Source organism: Streptomyces sp. NPDC046379 (genome assembly GCF_055587785.1).
Genome location: NZ_JBVJFP010000002.1, coordinates 105393 through 118744 on the forward strand (window position 1 = coordinate 105393; position 13352 = coordinate 118744).

The 13352-nt window shown below is 73.8% G+C and carries 13 protein-coding genes; 7 read left to right on the forward strand and 6 right to left on the reverse strand.

The features are described 5' to 3' along the window. The first annotated feature begins 71 nt into the window (after positions 1-71). Positions 72-767, forward strand: coding sequence for a GntR family transcriptional regulator (locus ACZ6KF_RS04470; protein WP_469158343.1), 696 nt, complete (start codon positions 72-74; stop codon positions 765-767). A 221-nt stretch (positions 768-988) separates the two neighbouring features. Here ACZ6KF_RS04470 and ACZ6KF_RS04475 read toward each other — a convergent pair whose 3' ends face one another. Beyond that, positions 989-1270 (reverse strand): HPr family phosphocarrier protein, encoded by a 282-nt coding sequence (locus ACZ6KF_RS04475; protein WP_356633191.1) that lies wholly within the window; start codon positions 1268-1270, stop codon positions 989-991. Positions 1271-1461: 191 nt separating this feature from the next. Here ACZ6KF_RS04475 and ACZ6KF_RS04480 point away from each other — a divergent pair, with 191 nt between their 5' ends. From ACZ6KF_RS04480 to ACZ6KF_RS04495, 4 genes are all read left to right on the forward strand, one after another. Beyond that, complete coding sequence (locus tag ACZ6KF_RS04480) at positions 1462-4389, forward strand: bifunctional acetate--CoA ligase family protein/GNAT family N-acetyltransferase (RefSeq protein ID WP_469237254.1); 2928 nt, start codon at positions 1462-1464, stop codon at positions 4387-4389. A 136-nt stretch (positions 4390-4525) separates the two neighbouring features. Continuing rightward, positions 4526-5122 (forward strand): DUF5998 family protein, encoded by a 597-nt coding sequence (locus ACZ6KF_RS04485; RefSeq protein ID WP_356633195.1) that lies wholly within the window; start codon positions 4526-4528, stop codon positions 5120-5122. Further along, entirely contained in the window at positions 5122-6315 is a 1194-nt protein-coding gene (locus ACZ6KF_RS04490) for an alkaline phosphatase family protein (RefSeq protein WP_356633197.1), read from the forward strand. Before ACZ6KF_RS04485 ends, ACZ6KF_RS04490 begins: the two co-directional genes overlap by 1 nt. 40 nt (positions 6316-6355) lie before the next feature. Continuing rightward, a complete protein-coding gene (locus ACZ6KF_RS04495; RefSeq protein ID WP_356633199.1) occupies positions 6356-7003 on the forward strand; it encodes a thymidine kinase in 648 nt (215 codons plus the stop codon). Positions 7004-7118: 115 nt separating this feature from the next. Here the strand turns inward: ACZ6KF_RS04495 and ACZ6KF_RS04500 are convergent, their stop codons facing one another. From ACZ6KF_RS04500 to ACZ6KF_RS04510, 3 genes are read right to left on the reverse strand one after another with little or no spacing between them, the layout of a single operon-like run. Beyond that, positions 7119-7994 (reverse strand): PhzF family phenazine biosynthesis isomerase, encoded by an 876-nt coding sequence (locus ACZ6KF_RS04500; protein WP_356633201.1) that lies wholly within the window; start codon positions 7992-7994, stop codon positions 7119-7121. 37 nt (positions 7995-8031) lie between these two features. Next, entirely contained in the window at positions 8032-8241 is a 210-nt protein-coding gene (locus tag ACZ6KF_RS04505) for a DUF397 domain-containing protein (RefSeq protein ID WP_469237256.1), read from the reverse strand. Further along, positions 8238-9167, reverse strand: a complete 930-nt coding sequence (locus ACZ6KF_RS04510; protein ID WP_469237258.1) for a helix-turn-helix domain-containing protein — start codon at positions 9165-9167, stop codon at positions 8238-8240. The genes ACZ6KF_RS04505 and ACZ6KF_RS04510 overlap by 4 nt, the downstream gene beginning before the upstream one ends. Before the next feature lie 148 nt (positions 9168-9315). On the opposite strand from ACZ6KF_RS04510, the gene ACZ6KF_RS04515 reads away from it, so the two are divergent. Continuing rightward, on the forward strand, positions 9316-9783 hold the full coding sequence (locus ACZ6KF_RS04515; RefSeq protein ID WP_469158338.1) for an ATP-binding protein: 468 nt from the start codon (positions 9316-9318) through the stop codon (positions 9781-9783). A gap of 24 nt (positions 9784-9807) precedes the next feature. Here the strand turns inward: ACZ6KF_RS04515 and ACZ6KF_RS04520 are convergent, their stop codons facing one another. Next, complete coding sequence (locus ACZ6KF_RS04520) at positions 9808-10611, reverse strand: VOC family protein (protein WP_356633209.1); 804 nt, start codon at positions 10609-10611, stop codon at positions 9808-9810. Between the two features lie 373 nt (positions 10612-10984). Between ACZ6KF_RS04520 and ACZ6KF_RS04525 the strand changes: the two genes are divergently transcribed. Beyond that, the gene (locus ACZ6KF_RS04525; RefSeq protein ID WP_469175224.1) at positions 10985-11836 is read left to right on the forward strand and encodes a sulfurtransferase; all 852 of its coding nucleotides are present in this window, start codon (positions 10985-10987) and stop codon (positions 11834-11836) included. Between the two features lie 100 nt (positions 11837-11936). On the opposite strand, the gene sepH is transcribed toward ACZ6KF_RS04525, so the two are convergent. Then, on the reverse strand, positions 11937-12980 hold the full coding sequence (sepH, locus tag ACZ6KF_RS04530) for a septation protein SepH (protein ID WP_356633213.1): 1044 nt from the start codon (positions 12978-12980) through the stop codon (positions 11937-11939). Positions 12981-13352: the final 372 nt, after the last annotated feature.

Here is a 13352-nt window from a genome sequence, read left to right on the forward strand (position 1 = left end):
CCCGCTGCCATAGAGTCACTGAACACACGTCAATCGTCGACGTTTCACGGGGATTAAGGCGGAGGTCGGTCATGCGTATTCCGGCGCACTCGGTATGCACGGCGATCCGGGACGACATCGTCGCCGGTGTCTACGAGCGCGGCAGCCGGCTCACCGAGGAACTCCTCGCCCGCCGCTACGGCGTCTCCCGCGTCCCCGTCCGCGAGGCCCTGCGCACGCTGGAGGCCGAGGGCTTCGTGGTGACCCGGCGGCACGCGGGCGCGTGCGTCGCGGAACCCACCGAGCAGGAGGCCGCCGACCTGCTGGAGATGCGCATGCTGCTGGAGCCGCTGGGCGCCTCCCGCGCCGCCCAGCGCCGCACCGAGGCCCATCTGAAGGTGCTGCGCGGGCTGGTCCGGCTGGGCCAGGAACGGGCCCGGCGCGGCAGCAGCGAGGATCTGCGCTCCCTGGGCGGCTGGTTCCACGAGACGCTCGCCCAGGCCTCCGGCAGCCCCGCCCTGACCTCCATGCTGACCCAGCTGCGGCACAAGATCGCCTGGATGTACGCGGTGGACGCGCCCGCCAGCCCGTTGGAGTCCTGGACGGAGCACGGGGCGATCGTGGACGCCGTGGCGCGCGGCGACAGCGAGCGCGCGCGGGCGCTCACGGCGCTGCACACCGAGCGCGCGACCGGTGCGCACCGGCTGCGCTTCTCGGGCGGCGCCGACCGCGCGGAGCGTGTGAGGACTTCGCAACATCCCGTAAACGTGACGGGCCTCCGATATTAACAAGAGGGCCGTATACAAAGAGAAGCAATTCGGCGGAGGCGTATTTCCGCTGCCCTTTCCGGGTGCGTCGAATTCTTCCCGCACGCCCGTCGCGGAGAGTGGAAGTCGCGCCGGGCGGAGAGAAAGTCGCGCCGGGCGCAGAGCAGAAACCGCGCCACCCGGAACGGGCGACGCGGTTCATGGCATTGCCCCCGAGGGATTCCCGAGGTATCACCGAGGGCTCAGACCGTCTCGGGCAGTTCCTCGAGTCCCTCCGCGACCAGCTTGGCCAGCCGGTCCAGGGCGGCGTCCGCGCCCTCGGCGTCCGAAGCCAGCACGATCTCCTCGCCGCCCCGTGCGCCCAGACCGAGAACGGCCAGCATGGAGGCCGCGTTGACGGGGTTGCCGTCCGCCTTGGCGACCGTCACCGGGACGCCTGCGGCCATGGCGGCTCGGACGAAGATGGAGGCGGGGCGGGCGTGGAGACCCTCGGCCCAGCCGACGTTGACGCGGCGCTCAGCCATGCGATGCTGCCCTTCAGGTGTTCAGGGTTGTCTAGACCAGTTTCCCATACGGTGAGCCCTGCCCGGCGCGCGGCCTGCCGGGTCCGACCCCCGGGCCGGCCCACGGTCTGCCGGCCCCCGGACCGCCGCGCGGCCCGGCAGCCCCAGACTGCCCCGCGCCGCCACCGGGCGCGAGCCGTACCCTGGGGCCCATGCAGAGCCCGTCGGACCGGCACGCGTACCCCGCCCACTGGGAGGCCGACGTGGTGCTCCGCGACGGCGGCACCGCGCGCGTGCGCCCCATCACCGTCGACGACGCCGACCGCCTGGTGAGCTTCTACGAGCAGGTGTCGGACGAGTCGAAGTACTACCGCTTCTTCGCCCCCTACCCGCGCCTGTCCGCCAAGGACGTCCACCGCTTCACCCACCACGACTTCGTGGACCGCGTGGGCCTCGCGGCCACGGTCGGCGGCGAGTTCATCGCCACCGTCCGCTACGACCGCATCGGCGCCGACGGCATGCCGGCCTCCGCGCCCGCCGACGAGGCCGAGGTCGCCTTCCTCGTCCAGGACGCCCACCAGGGCAGGGGCGTCGCCTCCGCGCTGCTGGAGCACATCGCCGCCGTCGCCCGCGAACGCGGCATCCGCCGCTTCGCCGCCGAGGTGCTGCCCGCCAACACCAAGATGATCAAGGTGTTCACGGACGCCGGGTACACCCAGAAGCGCAGCTTCGAGGACGGCGTCGTACGCCTGGAGCTGGACCTCGAACCCACCGACCGGTCGCTCGCCGTCCAGCGGGCGCGGGAGCAGCGCGCCGAGGGACGGTCGGTACGGCGGCTGCTGGCGCCCGGCTCGGTCGCCGTCGTCGGCGTCGGCCGCACCCCCGGAGGCGTGGGCCGCGACATCCTCGGCAATCTCAAGGAGGCCGGTTTCACCGGCCCGCTGTTCGCCGTCAACCGCGCCCTGCCCGAGGGGCGGAAGGAGATCGACGGCGTCCCCGCCCACCGCTCGGTGCGCGACATCGAGGGGCCCGTCGACCTCGCCGTCGTCGCGGTGCCCGCGCGGCACGTGCCCGAGGTGGTCGCGGAGTGCGGCGAACACGGCGTGCAGGGGCTCGTGGTGATCTCCGCCGGGTACGCCGAGAGCGGGCCCGAGGGCCGCGAGCGCCAGCGCGAACTGGTGCGGCACGCGCGCGCGTACGGGATGAGGATCATCGGCCCCAACGCCTTCGGCGTCATCAACACCTCCCCGGAGGTGCGGCTCAACGCCTCGCTCGCGCCCGAGATGCCGCGCCCCGGCCGGATCGGTCTCTTCGCCCAGTCCGGGGCCATCGGCGTCGCGCTGCTGTCCCGGCTGCACCGGCGCGGCGGCGGAGTCACCGGCGTCACGGGTGTGTCGACCTTCGTCTCATCCGGCAACCGCGCCGACGTCTCCGGCAACGACGTCCTCCAGTACTGGTACGACGACCCGGACACCGACGTCGCCCTGATGTACCTGGAGTCCATCGGCAATCCGCGCAAGTTCACGCGTCTCGCGCGGCGCACGGCGGCCGTCAAGCCGCTGGTCGTGGTGCAGGGCGCGCGCCACGGCGGAGCCGCCCCCCAGGGACACGCCGTCCGGGCGACCCGGCTCCCGCACGCCACGGTCTCCGCGCTGCTGCGGCAGGCCGGGGTGATCCGCGTGGACACGATCACCGAGCTGGTCGACGCGGGCCTGCTGCTCGCCCGCCAGCCGTTGCCCGCCGGCCCGCGCGTGGCGATCCTCGGCAACTCCGAGTCGCTCGGCCTGCTGTCGTACGACGCCTGCCTCGCCGAAGGGCTGCGTCCGCTGCCCCCGCTGGACCTGACCACGGGCGCGTCACCGGAGGACTTCCGCGCGGCCCTGTCCCGGGCGCTGGCCGACGAGGCCTGCGACGCGGTCGTGGTGACGGCGATCCCGGCCATCGGGGAGGCGCCGGCCGAGGACGCGGCGCTGGCGCAGGCGCTCCGGTCGGCCGCCGCCGCGGTGCCGTCCAAGCCGGTGCTGGTCGTGCACGTGGAGCTGGGCGGCCTGGCGGCGGCGCTCTCCGCGGCGGCCGGCACGGCGCCGCAGCCGGCCGCGCCTGCGGTCCCGCAGTCGCCGGCGCCCGCGCCACCACCGCCGGCGCCCGCGGCATCACCGCCGGCGCCCGCAGTACCGCCACCGGCCGCGCCGACCGGCCCGCAGGCCCCTGAGCCGACCCCAGCCCCTGCCACAGCCCCTGCCACGCACCCGACCCCCACCCCGTCCCCCGCAGAAGGCCGCCTCATCCCCGCCTACCCCGCCGCCGAGCGGGCCGTCCGCGCCCTCGCCGAAGCCGTCAAGTACGCGCAGTGGCGGCGCGACAACGCCGACCCCGGCAAGGTCCCCGAGTACGAGGACATCGACGAGCGCGCCGCCGCCGAGCTGATCGGCGGCCTCCTCGCGCGCGGACAGGGCCTCACCCTCGGCACGGACGAGACCTGCGACCTGCTCGGCACGTACGGCATCGCCGTCCACCGCGCCCTGCCCGCACCCGCCCCGGACGACGCCGTCGCCGCCGCCCGCACGCTCGGCTACCCCGTCGCCCTCAAGGCCACCGCCCCGCATCTGCGTCACCGCGCGGACCTCGGCGGCGTACGGCTCGACCTCGCCGACGAGGAGCAGCTGCGCCGCGCCTTCGCCGAGCTGACGGAGCTGTTCGGCGACCCCGGGGAGCTGCGGCCGGTCGTGCAGCGGATGGCGCCGCGCGGGGTGGACACCGTCGTACGGACCGTGATCGACCCCGCTGCCGGAGCGGTGCTCTCCTTCGGGCTCGCGGGAGCCGCGTCCCAGCTGCTCGGCGACATGGCGCACCGGCTGGTCCCCGTCACCGACCGGGAGGCGGCCTCGCTGATCCGCTCCATCCGGACCGCGCCGCTGCTGTTCGGCTGGCGTGGCTCGACCCCCGTCGACACCCCCGCCCTGGAGGAACTGCTGCTGCGGGTGTCCCGCCTGGTCGACGACCACCCGGAGGTGGTCGCGGTCACCCTGGAGCCGGTCGTCGTCGCCCCGCACGGCCTGAGCGTCCTCGGCGCCTCCGTCCGGCTGGCGCCCCCGCCCGCCCGCGGCGACCTCGGCCCGCGCACCCTGCCCGCCTACTGAGCCCCGCCCCGCCCGTCGGCCGAGCACGACACCCGAGCACAGCCCCCGCAGCCCGGTGCCCCGCCCGCCCACCCCGGACCGGCGCGAGCGGGCGGGTGGCGCGAGCGGTGCCTCGCAGTCGGTGGGCCCCCGTAGGATGGACCGCATGGCCAAGACCAGTACGACGACCCAGGGGCTGCGTGCGGCGATCGAGCGCAGCGGCTACTACCCGGCCCTCGTGGCCGAGGCGGTGGAGACCGCCGTGGGCGGCGAGCCCATCCGGTCGTACCTGGTCCACCAGGAGACGACGTTCGACCAGAACGAGGTCCGCCGGCACGTCACCGTGCTGGTCCTCACGGACAACCGCTTCATCGTCAGCCACACCGACGAGCAGGCCGCCGACGACACCTCCCCGTCCCCGTACGCCACGACGTCCACCGAATCCGTCAAGCTCGGCCGGATCTCCTCGGTCGTGCTCAGCCGCGTCGTCGCCAACCCGGAGTCGTACACGCCCGGCACCCTGCCGCGCGAGGTCGTGCTGACCATCGGCTGGGGCGCCGTCTCCCGCATCGACCTGGAGCCCGCCGCCTGCGGCGACCCCAACTGCGAGGCCGACCACGGCTACACCGGCAACTCCACGGCCGACGACCTCAGCCTGCGCGTCAGCGAGGCCGGCGACGGTCCCGAGACGGTGCGCCAGGCCCTCGCCTTCGCGCAGGCCATCTCCGAGGCGACCGCGAACGTCGGCCGCTGATGGCGCACCCCACCGCCTGGGACGCCCACCCGGAACCCCTCGCCGTCGCCTCCGCGCCCGTGCCCGAGTACGGCGCCGGATCGCTCGCCGACCTGCTGCCCACCCTCGCCGCCGGCATGGGCGTGCCCGGCGTGACCGCCGCGATACCCGAGCTGGCCCCCGCCGACCGCGCCTGCGTCTTCCTGATCGACGGCCTCGGCTGGGAACAGCTGCGCGACCACCCCGACGAGGCTCCCTTCCTCCACTCCCTCCTCGGCAGCTCCCGCGGCGGCACCGGCCGCCCGATCACCGCCGGCTACCCGGCGACCACCGCCACCTCCCTCGCCTCCGTCGGCACCGGACTGCCGCCGGGCGCGCACGGCCTGCCCGGCTACACGGTGCGCAACCCCGACACCGGCGAGCTGATGAACCAGCTCCGCTGGCAGCCGTGGACCGCCCCGGACGCCTGGCAGCCGTACCCCACCCTCTTCCAGCTGGCCGACGCCGCCGGTGTGCACGCCGCCCAGGTCACCTCCCCGACCTTCCAGAACACCCCGCTGACCAAGGTCGCGCTCAGCGGCGGAACGTTCCTCGGGCGGCTGTCCGGCGAGGAGCGCATGGACGTCGCCGCCGAGCAGCTCGCCGCCGCCGACCGCAGCCTGGTCTACACGTACTACGCCGAGGTCGACGGCTCCGGGCACCGCTTCGGCGTCGAGTCGGACACCTGGCGCGGCCAGCTCATGTACGTCGACCGGCTCGCCCAGCGGCTGGCCGAGCAGCTGCCGCCGCGCAGTGCCCTCTACATCACCGCCGACCACGGCATGATCGACGTGCCCTTCGACGAGCAGCACCGCATCGACTTCGACGAGGACTGGGAGCTGCGCGCCGGCGTCGCCCTGCTCGGCGGCGAGGGCCGGGCCCGTCACGTCTACGCGGTGCCGGGCGCCGCGAACGACGTGCTGACCTGCTGGCGCGAGGTGCTCGGCGAGCAGTTCTGGGTGGCTTCGAGGGACGAGGCGATCGCGGCCGGCTGGTTCGGTCCGCACATCGACGAGCGGGTGTACGCCCGGATCGGCGACGTGGTGGCCGCCGCGCGGGACGACGTGCTGCTCATCGCCTCCGAGCGGGAGCCCAAGGAGTCGTCCATGGTCGGCAACCACGGCTCGATGACCCCGGCCGAGCAGCTGGTCCCGCTGCTCGAAGTACGCTCCTGACGTTTCCCGACCCGTGATGCCGAAAGGTGCTCAACCCCCCATGCCCGAGCTGGTCTTCTTCTCCGGAACGATGGACTGCGGGAAGTCGACGCTGGCACTGCAGATCGAGCACAACCGCTCCGCGCGCGGACTCCAGGGCATGATCTTCACCCGCGACGACCGCGCCGGCGAGGGCAAACTGTCCTCACGGCTCGGCCTGGTCACCGACGCGGTCGAGGTCGAGGACGGCATGGACCTGTACGCGTATCTGGTCGACCACCTCTCCCGGGGCCGCCGCGCCGACTACGTCATCGCCGACGAGGCGCAGTTCCTCGCCCCGGCACAGATCGACCAGCTCGCGCGCGTGGTGGACGACCTGGAGGTGGACGTCTACGCCTTCGGCATCACGACCGACTTCCGCACCAAGCTGTTCCCCGGTTCCCAGCGGCTGGTGGAACTGGCGGACCGGGTGGAGGTGCTCCAGGTGGAGGCCCTGTGCTGGTGCGGCGCCCGCGCCACCCACAACGCCCGCACGGTGGGCGGGGTGATGGTGGTCGAGGGCGCGCAGGTGGTCGTGGGGGACGTCGACCAGGGTGACACGATCGGCTACGAGGTCCTGTGCCGGCGTCACCACCGCCGCCGCATGACGGCCGCATCGGCCCGCGCTGCGGCGCTGTCGCCGGACGTCCTGCCGATCACCTCGGCCTGACCCGCGGCCCGGCCGGCACGGGGACGACGGCCGACCCGACCCGCCGCCCGGTCGGCCGGACGAGGGGGCCGCCGTCCGGCCGACACCTGAACGATGGGCCTCGCCCGGCAGTTGATCAGCCGATGCGGGCCCCGGCGCCGCCGACCCGGACCCGTCGGTCGCCCGCGCGCAGCGTCACCGTCAGCTCGCCGGGCCGGCCGAGATCCTCGCCCTGATGCAGGGTGAGCACGGCATCCTCGGGGACCAGGCCCAGCTCCCGGAGGTACGCGCCGAACGCGGCGGCCGCGGCCCCGGTCGCCGGGTCCTCCACGACACCGCCCACGGGGAACGGGTCGCGGACGTGGAAGACGGTGGCCGACTCCCGCCATGCCAACTGGACGGTGGTCAGGTCCAAGCGGTGCATCAGTGCTTCCAGCCGCGCGAAGTCGTAGGCCAGATCGGCGAGGCGGGCGCGCGTCGCCGCCGCCAGCACGAGATGACGGGCGCCGGCGAACGCGATCCGGGGCGGGAAGGCAGGATCGAGATCGGCAGCCGGCCACCCTAGCGCGGCGAGCGCCTCCGCGAGGTCGGCGTCGGCGATCCCCTCGACGTGCGGCTCGACGCTGGTGAGCGTGGCCCGGAGGGCCCCGTCCACCTCGGCCACCTCCACCGGCACGGTGCCCGCCCGCGTCGCGAACACCAGCTCCCCGGGCCCGATCCGCTCGGCGAGCGCGACGGCGGTCGCGACGGTGGCGTGCCCGCAGAACGGCACCTCGGCCTTGGGACTGAAGTAACGGATCCCGAACGCCCGCCCCTCCTGACCGCCGAGCCCTTCCGGGGGAGCGGTCAGGAACGCGGACTCCGAGTAACCGAGGTCCGCGGCGATGGCCAGCATGTCCTCGTCGCCCAGCCCGGTGGCGTCCAGCACGACACCGGCGGGGTTCCCGCCCTCGGGATCGCCGGAGAAGGCGGTGTACTTCAGTACCTCGGGCTTGGATGCGCTCGTCGTCATGATCGCGGCAACGCGGGGTGGGGCGGGCCTATTCCGGCTACGGACGCCCCGCTGAGACGGGCCCGACGAACTCCGCCCACGCCTGGCGCGAGACGGTGAGGACGGGGCCGGTTATGGCCTTGGAGTCGCGGACGTGCACGACTGCCGTGGCGTCAGCGACCTCGACACAATCGCCGCCCTCGGCTCCGCTGTAGCTGCTCTTGAACCAGACGAGGCCGGAGGCGGTTGAGGACTCGGCGTTGTTCATAGCTCTCCCAGCAACCCTTCGATGAACCTCAGTGACTCTCGCGGAGTGAGAGCCTGCGATCGGATGATCCCATAGCGGGCGGCGGCGAGAGCCGCGTGATCCGGGTCGGTCTGAAGAGTGCTGGTGCCCTGGGCTTCGAGATACACGAACTTTTTGCCGCCCTTCTGCGTGACGACGGTGAACGGCCCGTCCACGCCAGCGCTTTCCTCGCTGCACAGCGGCATGACTTGGATCTCGACGTGGGGCTTCTGACCGATCAGGAGGAGATGCTCCAACTGCCCACGCAGCACGCCCCGACCGCCGTAGCAACGTCGCAGCACCGACTCGTCCATCACAGAACTGAACAACGGGGCGGGCCGTCGGTCGAAGATGGCTTGCCGGACCAGCCGCGCTGCCACCCGCTGCTCGATGATTTCCTGGTCCAGAGGAGGGCGTCGCATGCCCAGCAACGCCCTCATGTACTCCTCGGTCTGAAGCAGTCCCTTGACCACGAGGGTGTCGTAGGAGAGCAGCTCGACGGCCGTCTTCTCCAGCGCCGCCATCCCCTGGAAGAAGGTCGGATACTGCGCCCGCTCCACCTCCTCCTTCCACAGACACAGCAACCCCCCGGCCCCCAGCACCTCGTCCGCCCGGTCGATCGTCCTCGGCGACGGAATCCTCCGCCCCTGCTCGAACGACGCGACCGTGGACGCGGAGTACCCGAGCAGCCGCCCGAACTCCTCGCGCTCCAGCCCCGCCCGCACCCGGAGCGCCTTCATCGTCTGCCCGAAGGCGACGACCACTCCGTGCCCGGCCTCGTCCTCCGGACGCCGCCCCGCCCCGTCGTCGTCCCAGCCGTCCCCGAGCCCCACGACCGACCCGGTGCCGTCGTTCTCACGCTGTCCCGGCACTTCACCGGCCCCCGTAGCACCCTTGCGCTCGGCCATCCGCATCACCGCCTCCTCGAACCAACGCCCCGCAGTGGACGCCGTCACGATCCGCGGCGCAGACACGCGCCGACACCGCGCGTACAGCCGCCCCCTGTCGTAGCGTGACCGATGGTAACGCTACGCGACCGGCGGCATCTTGGTCGGCATGACGACGAACCCCATGGCGGCCCCGACCGCGGCGCGCACGTTCGCGATGTGCTTCACCTCCACACCGCGCGGGGCGCGCCTCGCCCGGAGACTGGCTGCCGTCAGGCTGGACGAGTGGGGAATTCCGTACGGCACCGAGCCGCACGAGGAAATCACCCTGATCGTCGCGGAGCTGGCCGCGAACGCCGTGCGGCACGGACACGTCCCCGGCCGGGACTTCCGCCTGCGGTTGCAGGCCGCGCCCCACGGCGGAGCCGTCCGTGTCGAGGTCACCGACGCCCGCGCGGAGCGCGTTCCCCGCCGCCCCGCGCTCCGGGAGGGGGACGCCGGTGACGGGGAAACCGGCCGTGGGCTGCTCCTCGTGTCGGAGCTCGCGGCCCGTTGGGACTGGCATCCGCGCCCGGACGGGCCGGGCAAGACGGTGTGGGCGGAGTACGCGCTCGGGTCCCGGCCGGTCACGGGCTGACGCCGGGCGGCCGAGCGGAGAGCGCTACCGCCCGCTCCGGATCAGGGAGAACCGCGCCCCCGCCGGATCGGTCACCGTCGCCGTCCTGCCCCGCCCCGTCTCGTGCGGCGGATCCAGCACCTGTCCGCCCAGGTCGGTCACCAGGTCCGCCGCGGCGTCCGGGTCGGCGGTCTCGAAGTACGTCAGCCAGTGCGGGCCCCGGTCGCGGGGCAGGGCTCTGCCGAGGCCGTGCACCCCGGCGACCGGGCGGCCGTCGAGGTGGAGCATCACCCGGTCGAGGCCGGCGGACTCCACCGTCTTGACCTCGTGGCCGAAGAGGGTGCCGTAGAACTTGGCGACGTTCGTGGTCTCGTACGTCAGCAGCTCGTGCCACGCCGGGGCGCCGGGGACGCCGGCGACGTCCGTGCCGCGGTGCGCCGCCGCCTGCCACACGCCGAAGACCGCGCCCGCCGGGTCCGAGCAGATGGCGAGCCGCCCGGCGTCGTCGGCGTCGAGCGGGCCCACGCCGACCGTGCCGCCGCACAGCCGCACCCGCTCGGCCGTCCGGTCGGCGTCGTCGGAGGCGAAGTACGGCGTCCACGCGACCGGCAGATGCCGGTCCGGCGGCAGCAGTCCGATGCCCGCGACGTCGTGGCCGTCGAGCAGGGCCCGCACGTACGGGCCGAGTTGGCGCGGGCCGGGCCGGAACTCCCAGCCGAACAGTGCTCCGTAGAAGTCCTGGGTCGCGGCCATGCCGTGCACCATCAGGCTCACCCAGCAGGGCGCGCCGGGCGTGTACCGGGCGTGTGCTGCGCCGCGTCGGCCGTCCGGCCCCCGTGCCTCGGTCATCGTCAACTCTCTCCTCGGCCCCTCGTGGTGGCCGCGTCGTGTCCGCACTCCGGCCCCCCGGGGGCCGATGCTCGCACCGGCCCCGGCGTCACGCGCTCCGGCGCGCCGCCGCTACCGGACCGTGTCCGAAGGGTGTCCGAAGCGCGGCTTACGTCCGTTCGGTGAGTGGGTTGATCGATGGTTGACCGAGTGACTTGATGCGGCTTGCTGTGGCTCGCTACAGCTTGATGCGGGTGGATGCGGGGTGATTGCGTCTCATTGATCGGCTGCACAGCAGGTACTCGGTCGAGTACGGGCGGTGATGCAGCCTGTCAGGCCGAGCAGAGTAGCCGGACCTGGACGACGCGGCCACCCTGTGCGCCAGGATGGGGCCATGAACGCCATCATCTCCGCATCCGACCTCGCGACCGCGCTGGCGGGCGAGGCGCCGCCCGTACTGCTCGACGTGCGCTGGCAGTTGAGCGTGGCCAAGGCGGCCGGCGAGCCGTCCTTCGACGGGCGGGCCGAGTACGCGGCCGGCCACATCCCCGGTGCGGTCTTCGTCGATCTGGACCGTGAGCTGGCCGGCCCGCCGGGCGCCGGCGGCCGGCATCCGCTGCCGGACCTGGAGGTGTTCGGCGCGGCCATGCGCCGGGCCGGGGTGTCGGCCGGGCGGCCGGTCGTCGTGTACGACGGCGGGCAGGGCTGGGCCGCCGCCCGCGCGTGGTGGCTGCTGCGCTGGACGGGTCACCCGGAAGTGAGCGTCCTCGACGGAGGATTGACCGCCTGGGAGGGACCGCTGTCGGTGGAGGCGCCGTCGCCCGAGGCGGGCGACTTCCGGCCGGCGCCCGGCGCGACGGGGCTGCTGGACGCCGACGGGGCCGCGGCGCTGGCCCGCACCGGCGTGCTGTTCGACGCCCGCGCGGGGGAGCGGTACCGCGGGGAGGTGGAGCCGATCGACCGGGTCGGCGGGCACATCCCGGGCGCGGTGTCCGCGCCGACGACCGGGAACGTGGCGGCGGACGGCCGGTTCCGGCCGGCGGATGAACTGGCGGCGCGGTTCGCGTCGCTGGGCGCCTCCGGCGGCACGGAGGTCGGCGTGTACTGCGGGTCGGGTGTCTCGGGAGCGCACGAGGTGCTGGCGCTCGCGGTGGCGGGCATCCCGGCCGCGCTGTACGTCGGTTCGTGGTCGGAGTGGTCCTCGGACCCGGAGCGCCCGGTCGCGGTCGGCCCCGACCCGCAGTAGCTCGCCGTGGGGCCCTCACGGGCCCCGTACGCGACGAGGCCCGCGCCCTTTCGACGGCGCGGGCCTCATGGTCGTACGACCGCCATGGTCGTACGGCCGATTACTCCTGCTTCTTGCGCCGAGTCCCGAACACGATCTCGTCCCAGCTCGGGACCGCCGCGCGGCGGCCCGGGCGGACGCCGTCGGCCTCGGCCTGGCGGTCGGTCGCGCCGACGAGGCGGTCGCGGTGGGCGCCGACCGAGCGGGGCATGAGGACGTCGGCGTAGGCCGAGCCGGCCCCGGCCGAGGCGGCGGGCGCGGGCGGCTCCTCCTCCACGGGGACGGGCGCCGACGCCGCCGGCTCCTCCTCCGGGTCCGTGGGACGCTCGGGCACCACGAGGTCGCCCCGGAAGCTCGGCACCGCCTCCAGCAGGCTGGTCAGCGAGTCGCGCTCGCTCGCGCTCTCCTCGGCCGGCTCCGGCGGACCGGGCAGGCTCGGGCGCTCGCGGTCGCCGCCGCGGTCCAGCGGGCGGTCGCGCGGCAGCCGGGCGATGCGCGGCACGAACGGGAAACTGGGCTCGGGGGCGCCGAGGTCGTCGGTCTCGCCGATCAGCGAGCGCGCCTCGTCGTCCACGGCCTGGACGAGCCGCCGGGGCGGGTCGTAGGTCCAGCTCGCCGAGTGCGGCTCGCCCGCGACGCGGTAGACCAGCAGCACTTCCCAGGTGCCGTCGTCGCGCCGCCAGGAGTCCCACTGGACGGTGTCCTTCTCGGCGCCGCGCAGCAGCAGTCGCTCCTGGACGGCCTCGCCGAGCAGCGGGCCGGAGTTCTCGCCGGGGCGGCGGACGGGGGTCTTGCGGGCACGCTCGGCCATGAAGGCGCGCTCGGCCAGCACGGGGCCCTCGAAGCGGCGGACCCGGTCGACGGGGATGCCCGCCATCTGGGCGACCTCTTCCGCGGTCGCACCCGCGCGTATCCGCGCCTGGATGTCGCGGGGGCGGAGATGGCTCTCCACCTCGATCTCGATCTGGCCGAGGCGAGGACGGTCGCCGCGCACGGCGGCGCGGAGCCGTTCGTCGATCGGAAGCGTGTACTCCGTGCTGTCCGCAGCCTTCAGCACCAGCCGTGTGCCGTCATTGGAGACGGCCACGACACGCAGTTCGGGCATGGGGACCTCCCGGGTGGTGCCTGCCGACGTCACGTGCGTCGCTGCTTCCGCTAGTCGAGTGTGGCCTGCCCGGGTGCAGCCTGCCACAACCTTGCCGAGTTGCCCGGCGTGTCGGGCACGGGCCCTGGAACGCCGTTATGGCACGGTTACCTATTCGCAACGCTAAGTGACCAACTCCGTCACCCTGTGCAACAAGCCCCCTCCCGGCGGTCCTTCGCGGTCCCGGACGCCCAGGTGGGAGACCGGACCCAGGGCTCGCAACAGTACTCCATTCGGGCCAAGAGCGTGGGTCGCCGCGCCGCCCAACTTGCTCGGGACGACGGGACTTCGCCGTCACGCGGGGGTTTCCCGGATCATGAACGTGGCGAACTT

Excerpts from the sequence above, each read along its gene's own strand:
- ACZ6KF_RS04480 (WP_469237254.1), top strand. The coding sequence starts at position 1,462 with ATGCAGAGCCCGTCGGACCGGCACGCGTACCCCGCCCACTGGGAGGCC.
- ACZ6KF_RS04470 (WP_469158343.1), top strand. The coding sequence starts at position 72 with ATGCGTATTCCGGCGCACTCGGTATGCACGGCGATCCGGGACGACATC.
- ACZ6KF_RS04500 (WP_356633201.1), bottom strand. The coding sequence starts at position 7,994 with ATGACGACGAGCGCATCCAAGCCCGAGGTACTGAAGTACACCGCCTTC.
- ACZ6KF_RS04520 (WP_356633209.1), bottom strand. The coding sequence starts at position 10,611 with ATGACCGAGGCACGGGGGCCGGACGGCCGACGCGGCGCAGCACACGCC.
- ACZ6KF_RS04490 (WP_356633197.1), top strand. The coding sequence starts at position 5,122 with ATGGCGCACCCCACCGCCTGGGACGCCCACCCGGAACCCCTCGCCGTC.
- ACZ6KF_RS04510 (WP_469237258.1), bottom strand. The coding sequence starts at position 9,167 with ATGGCCGAGCGCAAGGGTGCTACGGGGGCCGGTGAAGTGCCGGGACAG.
- ACZ6KF_RS04515 (WP_469158338.1), top strand. The coding sequence starts at position 9,316 with ATGACGACGAACCCCATGGCGGCCCCGACCGCGGCGCGCACGTTCGCG.
- ACZ6KF_RS04485 (WP_356633195.1), top strand. The coding sequence starts at position 4,526 with ATGGACCGCATGGCCAAGACCAGTACGACGACCCAGGGGCTGCGTGCG.
- ACZ6KF_RS04495 (WP_356633199.1), top strand. The coding sequence starts at position 6,356 with ATGCCCGAGCTGGTCTTCTTCTCCGGAACGATGGACTGCGGGAAGTCG.
- ACZ6KF_RS04475 (WP_356633191.1), bottom strand. The coding sequence starts at position 1,270 with ATGGCTGAGCGCCGCGTCAACGTCGGCTGGGCCGAGGGTCTCCACGCC.
- ACZ6KF_RS04525 (WP_469175224.1), top strand. The coding sequence starts at position 10,985 with ATGAACGCCATCATCTCCGCATCCGACCTCGCGACCGCGCTGGCGGGC.
- sepH (WP_356633213.1), bottom strand. The coding sequence starts at position 12,980 with ATGCCCGAACTGCGTGTCGTGGCCGTCTCCAATGACGGCACACGGCTG.
- ACZ6KF_RS04505 (WP_469237256.1), bottom strand. The coding sequence starts at position 8,241 with ATGAACAACGCCGAGTCCTCAACCGCCTCCGGCCTCGTCTGGTTCAAG.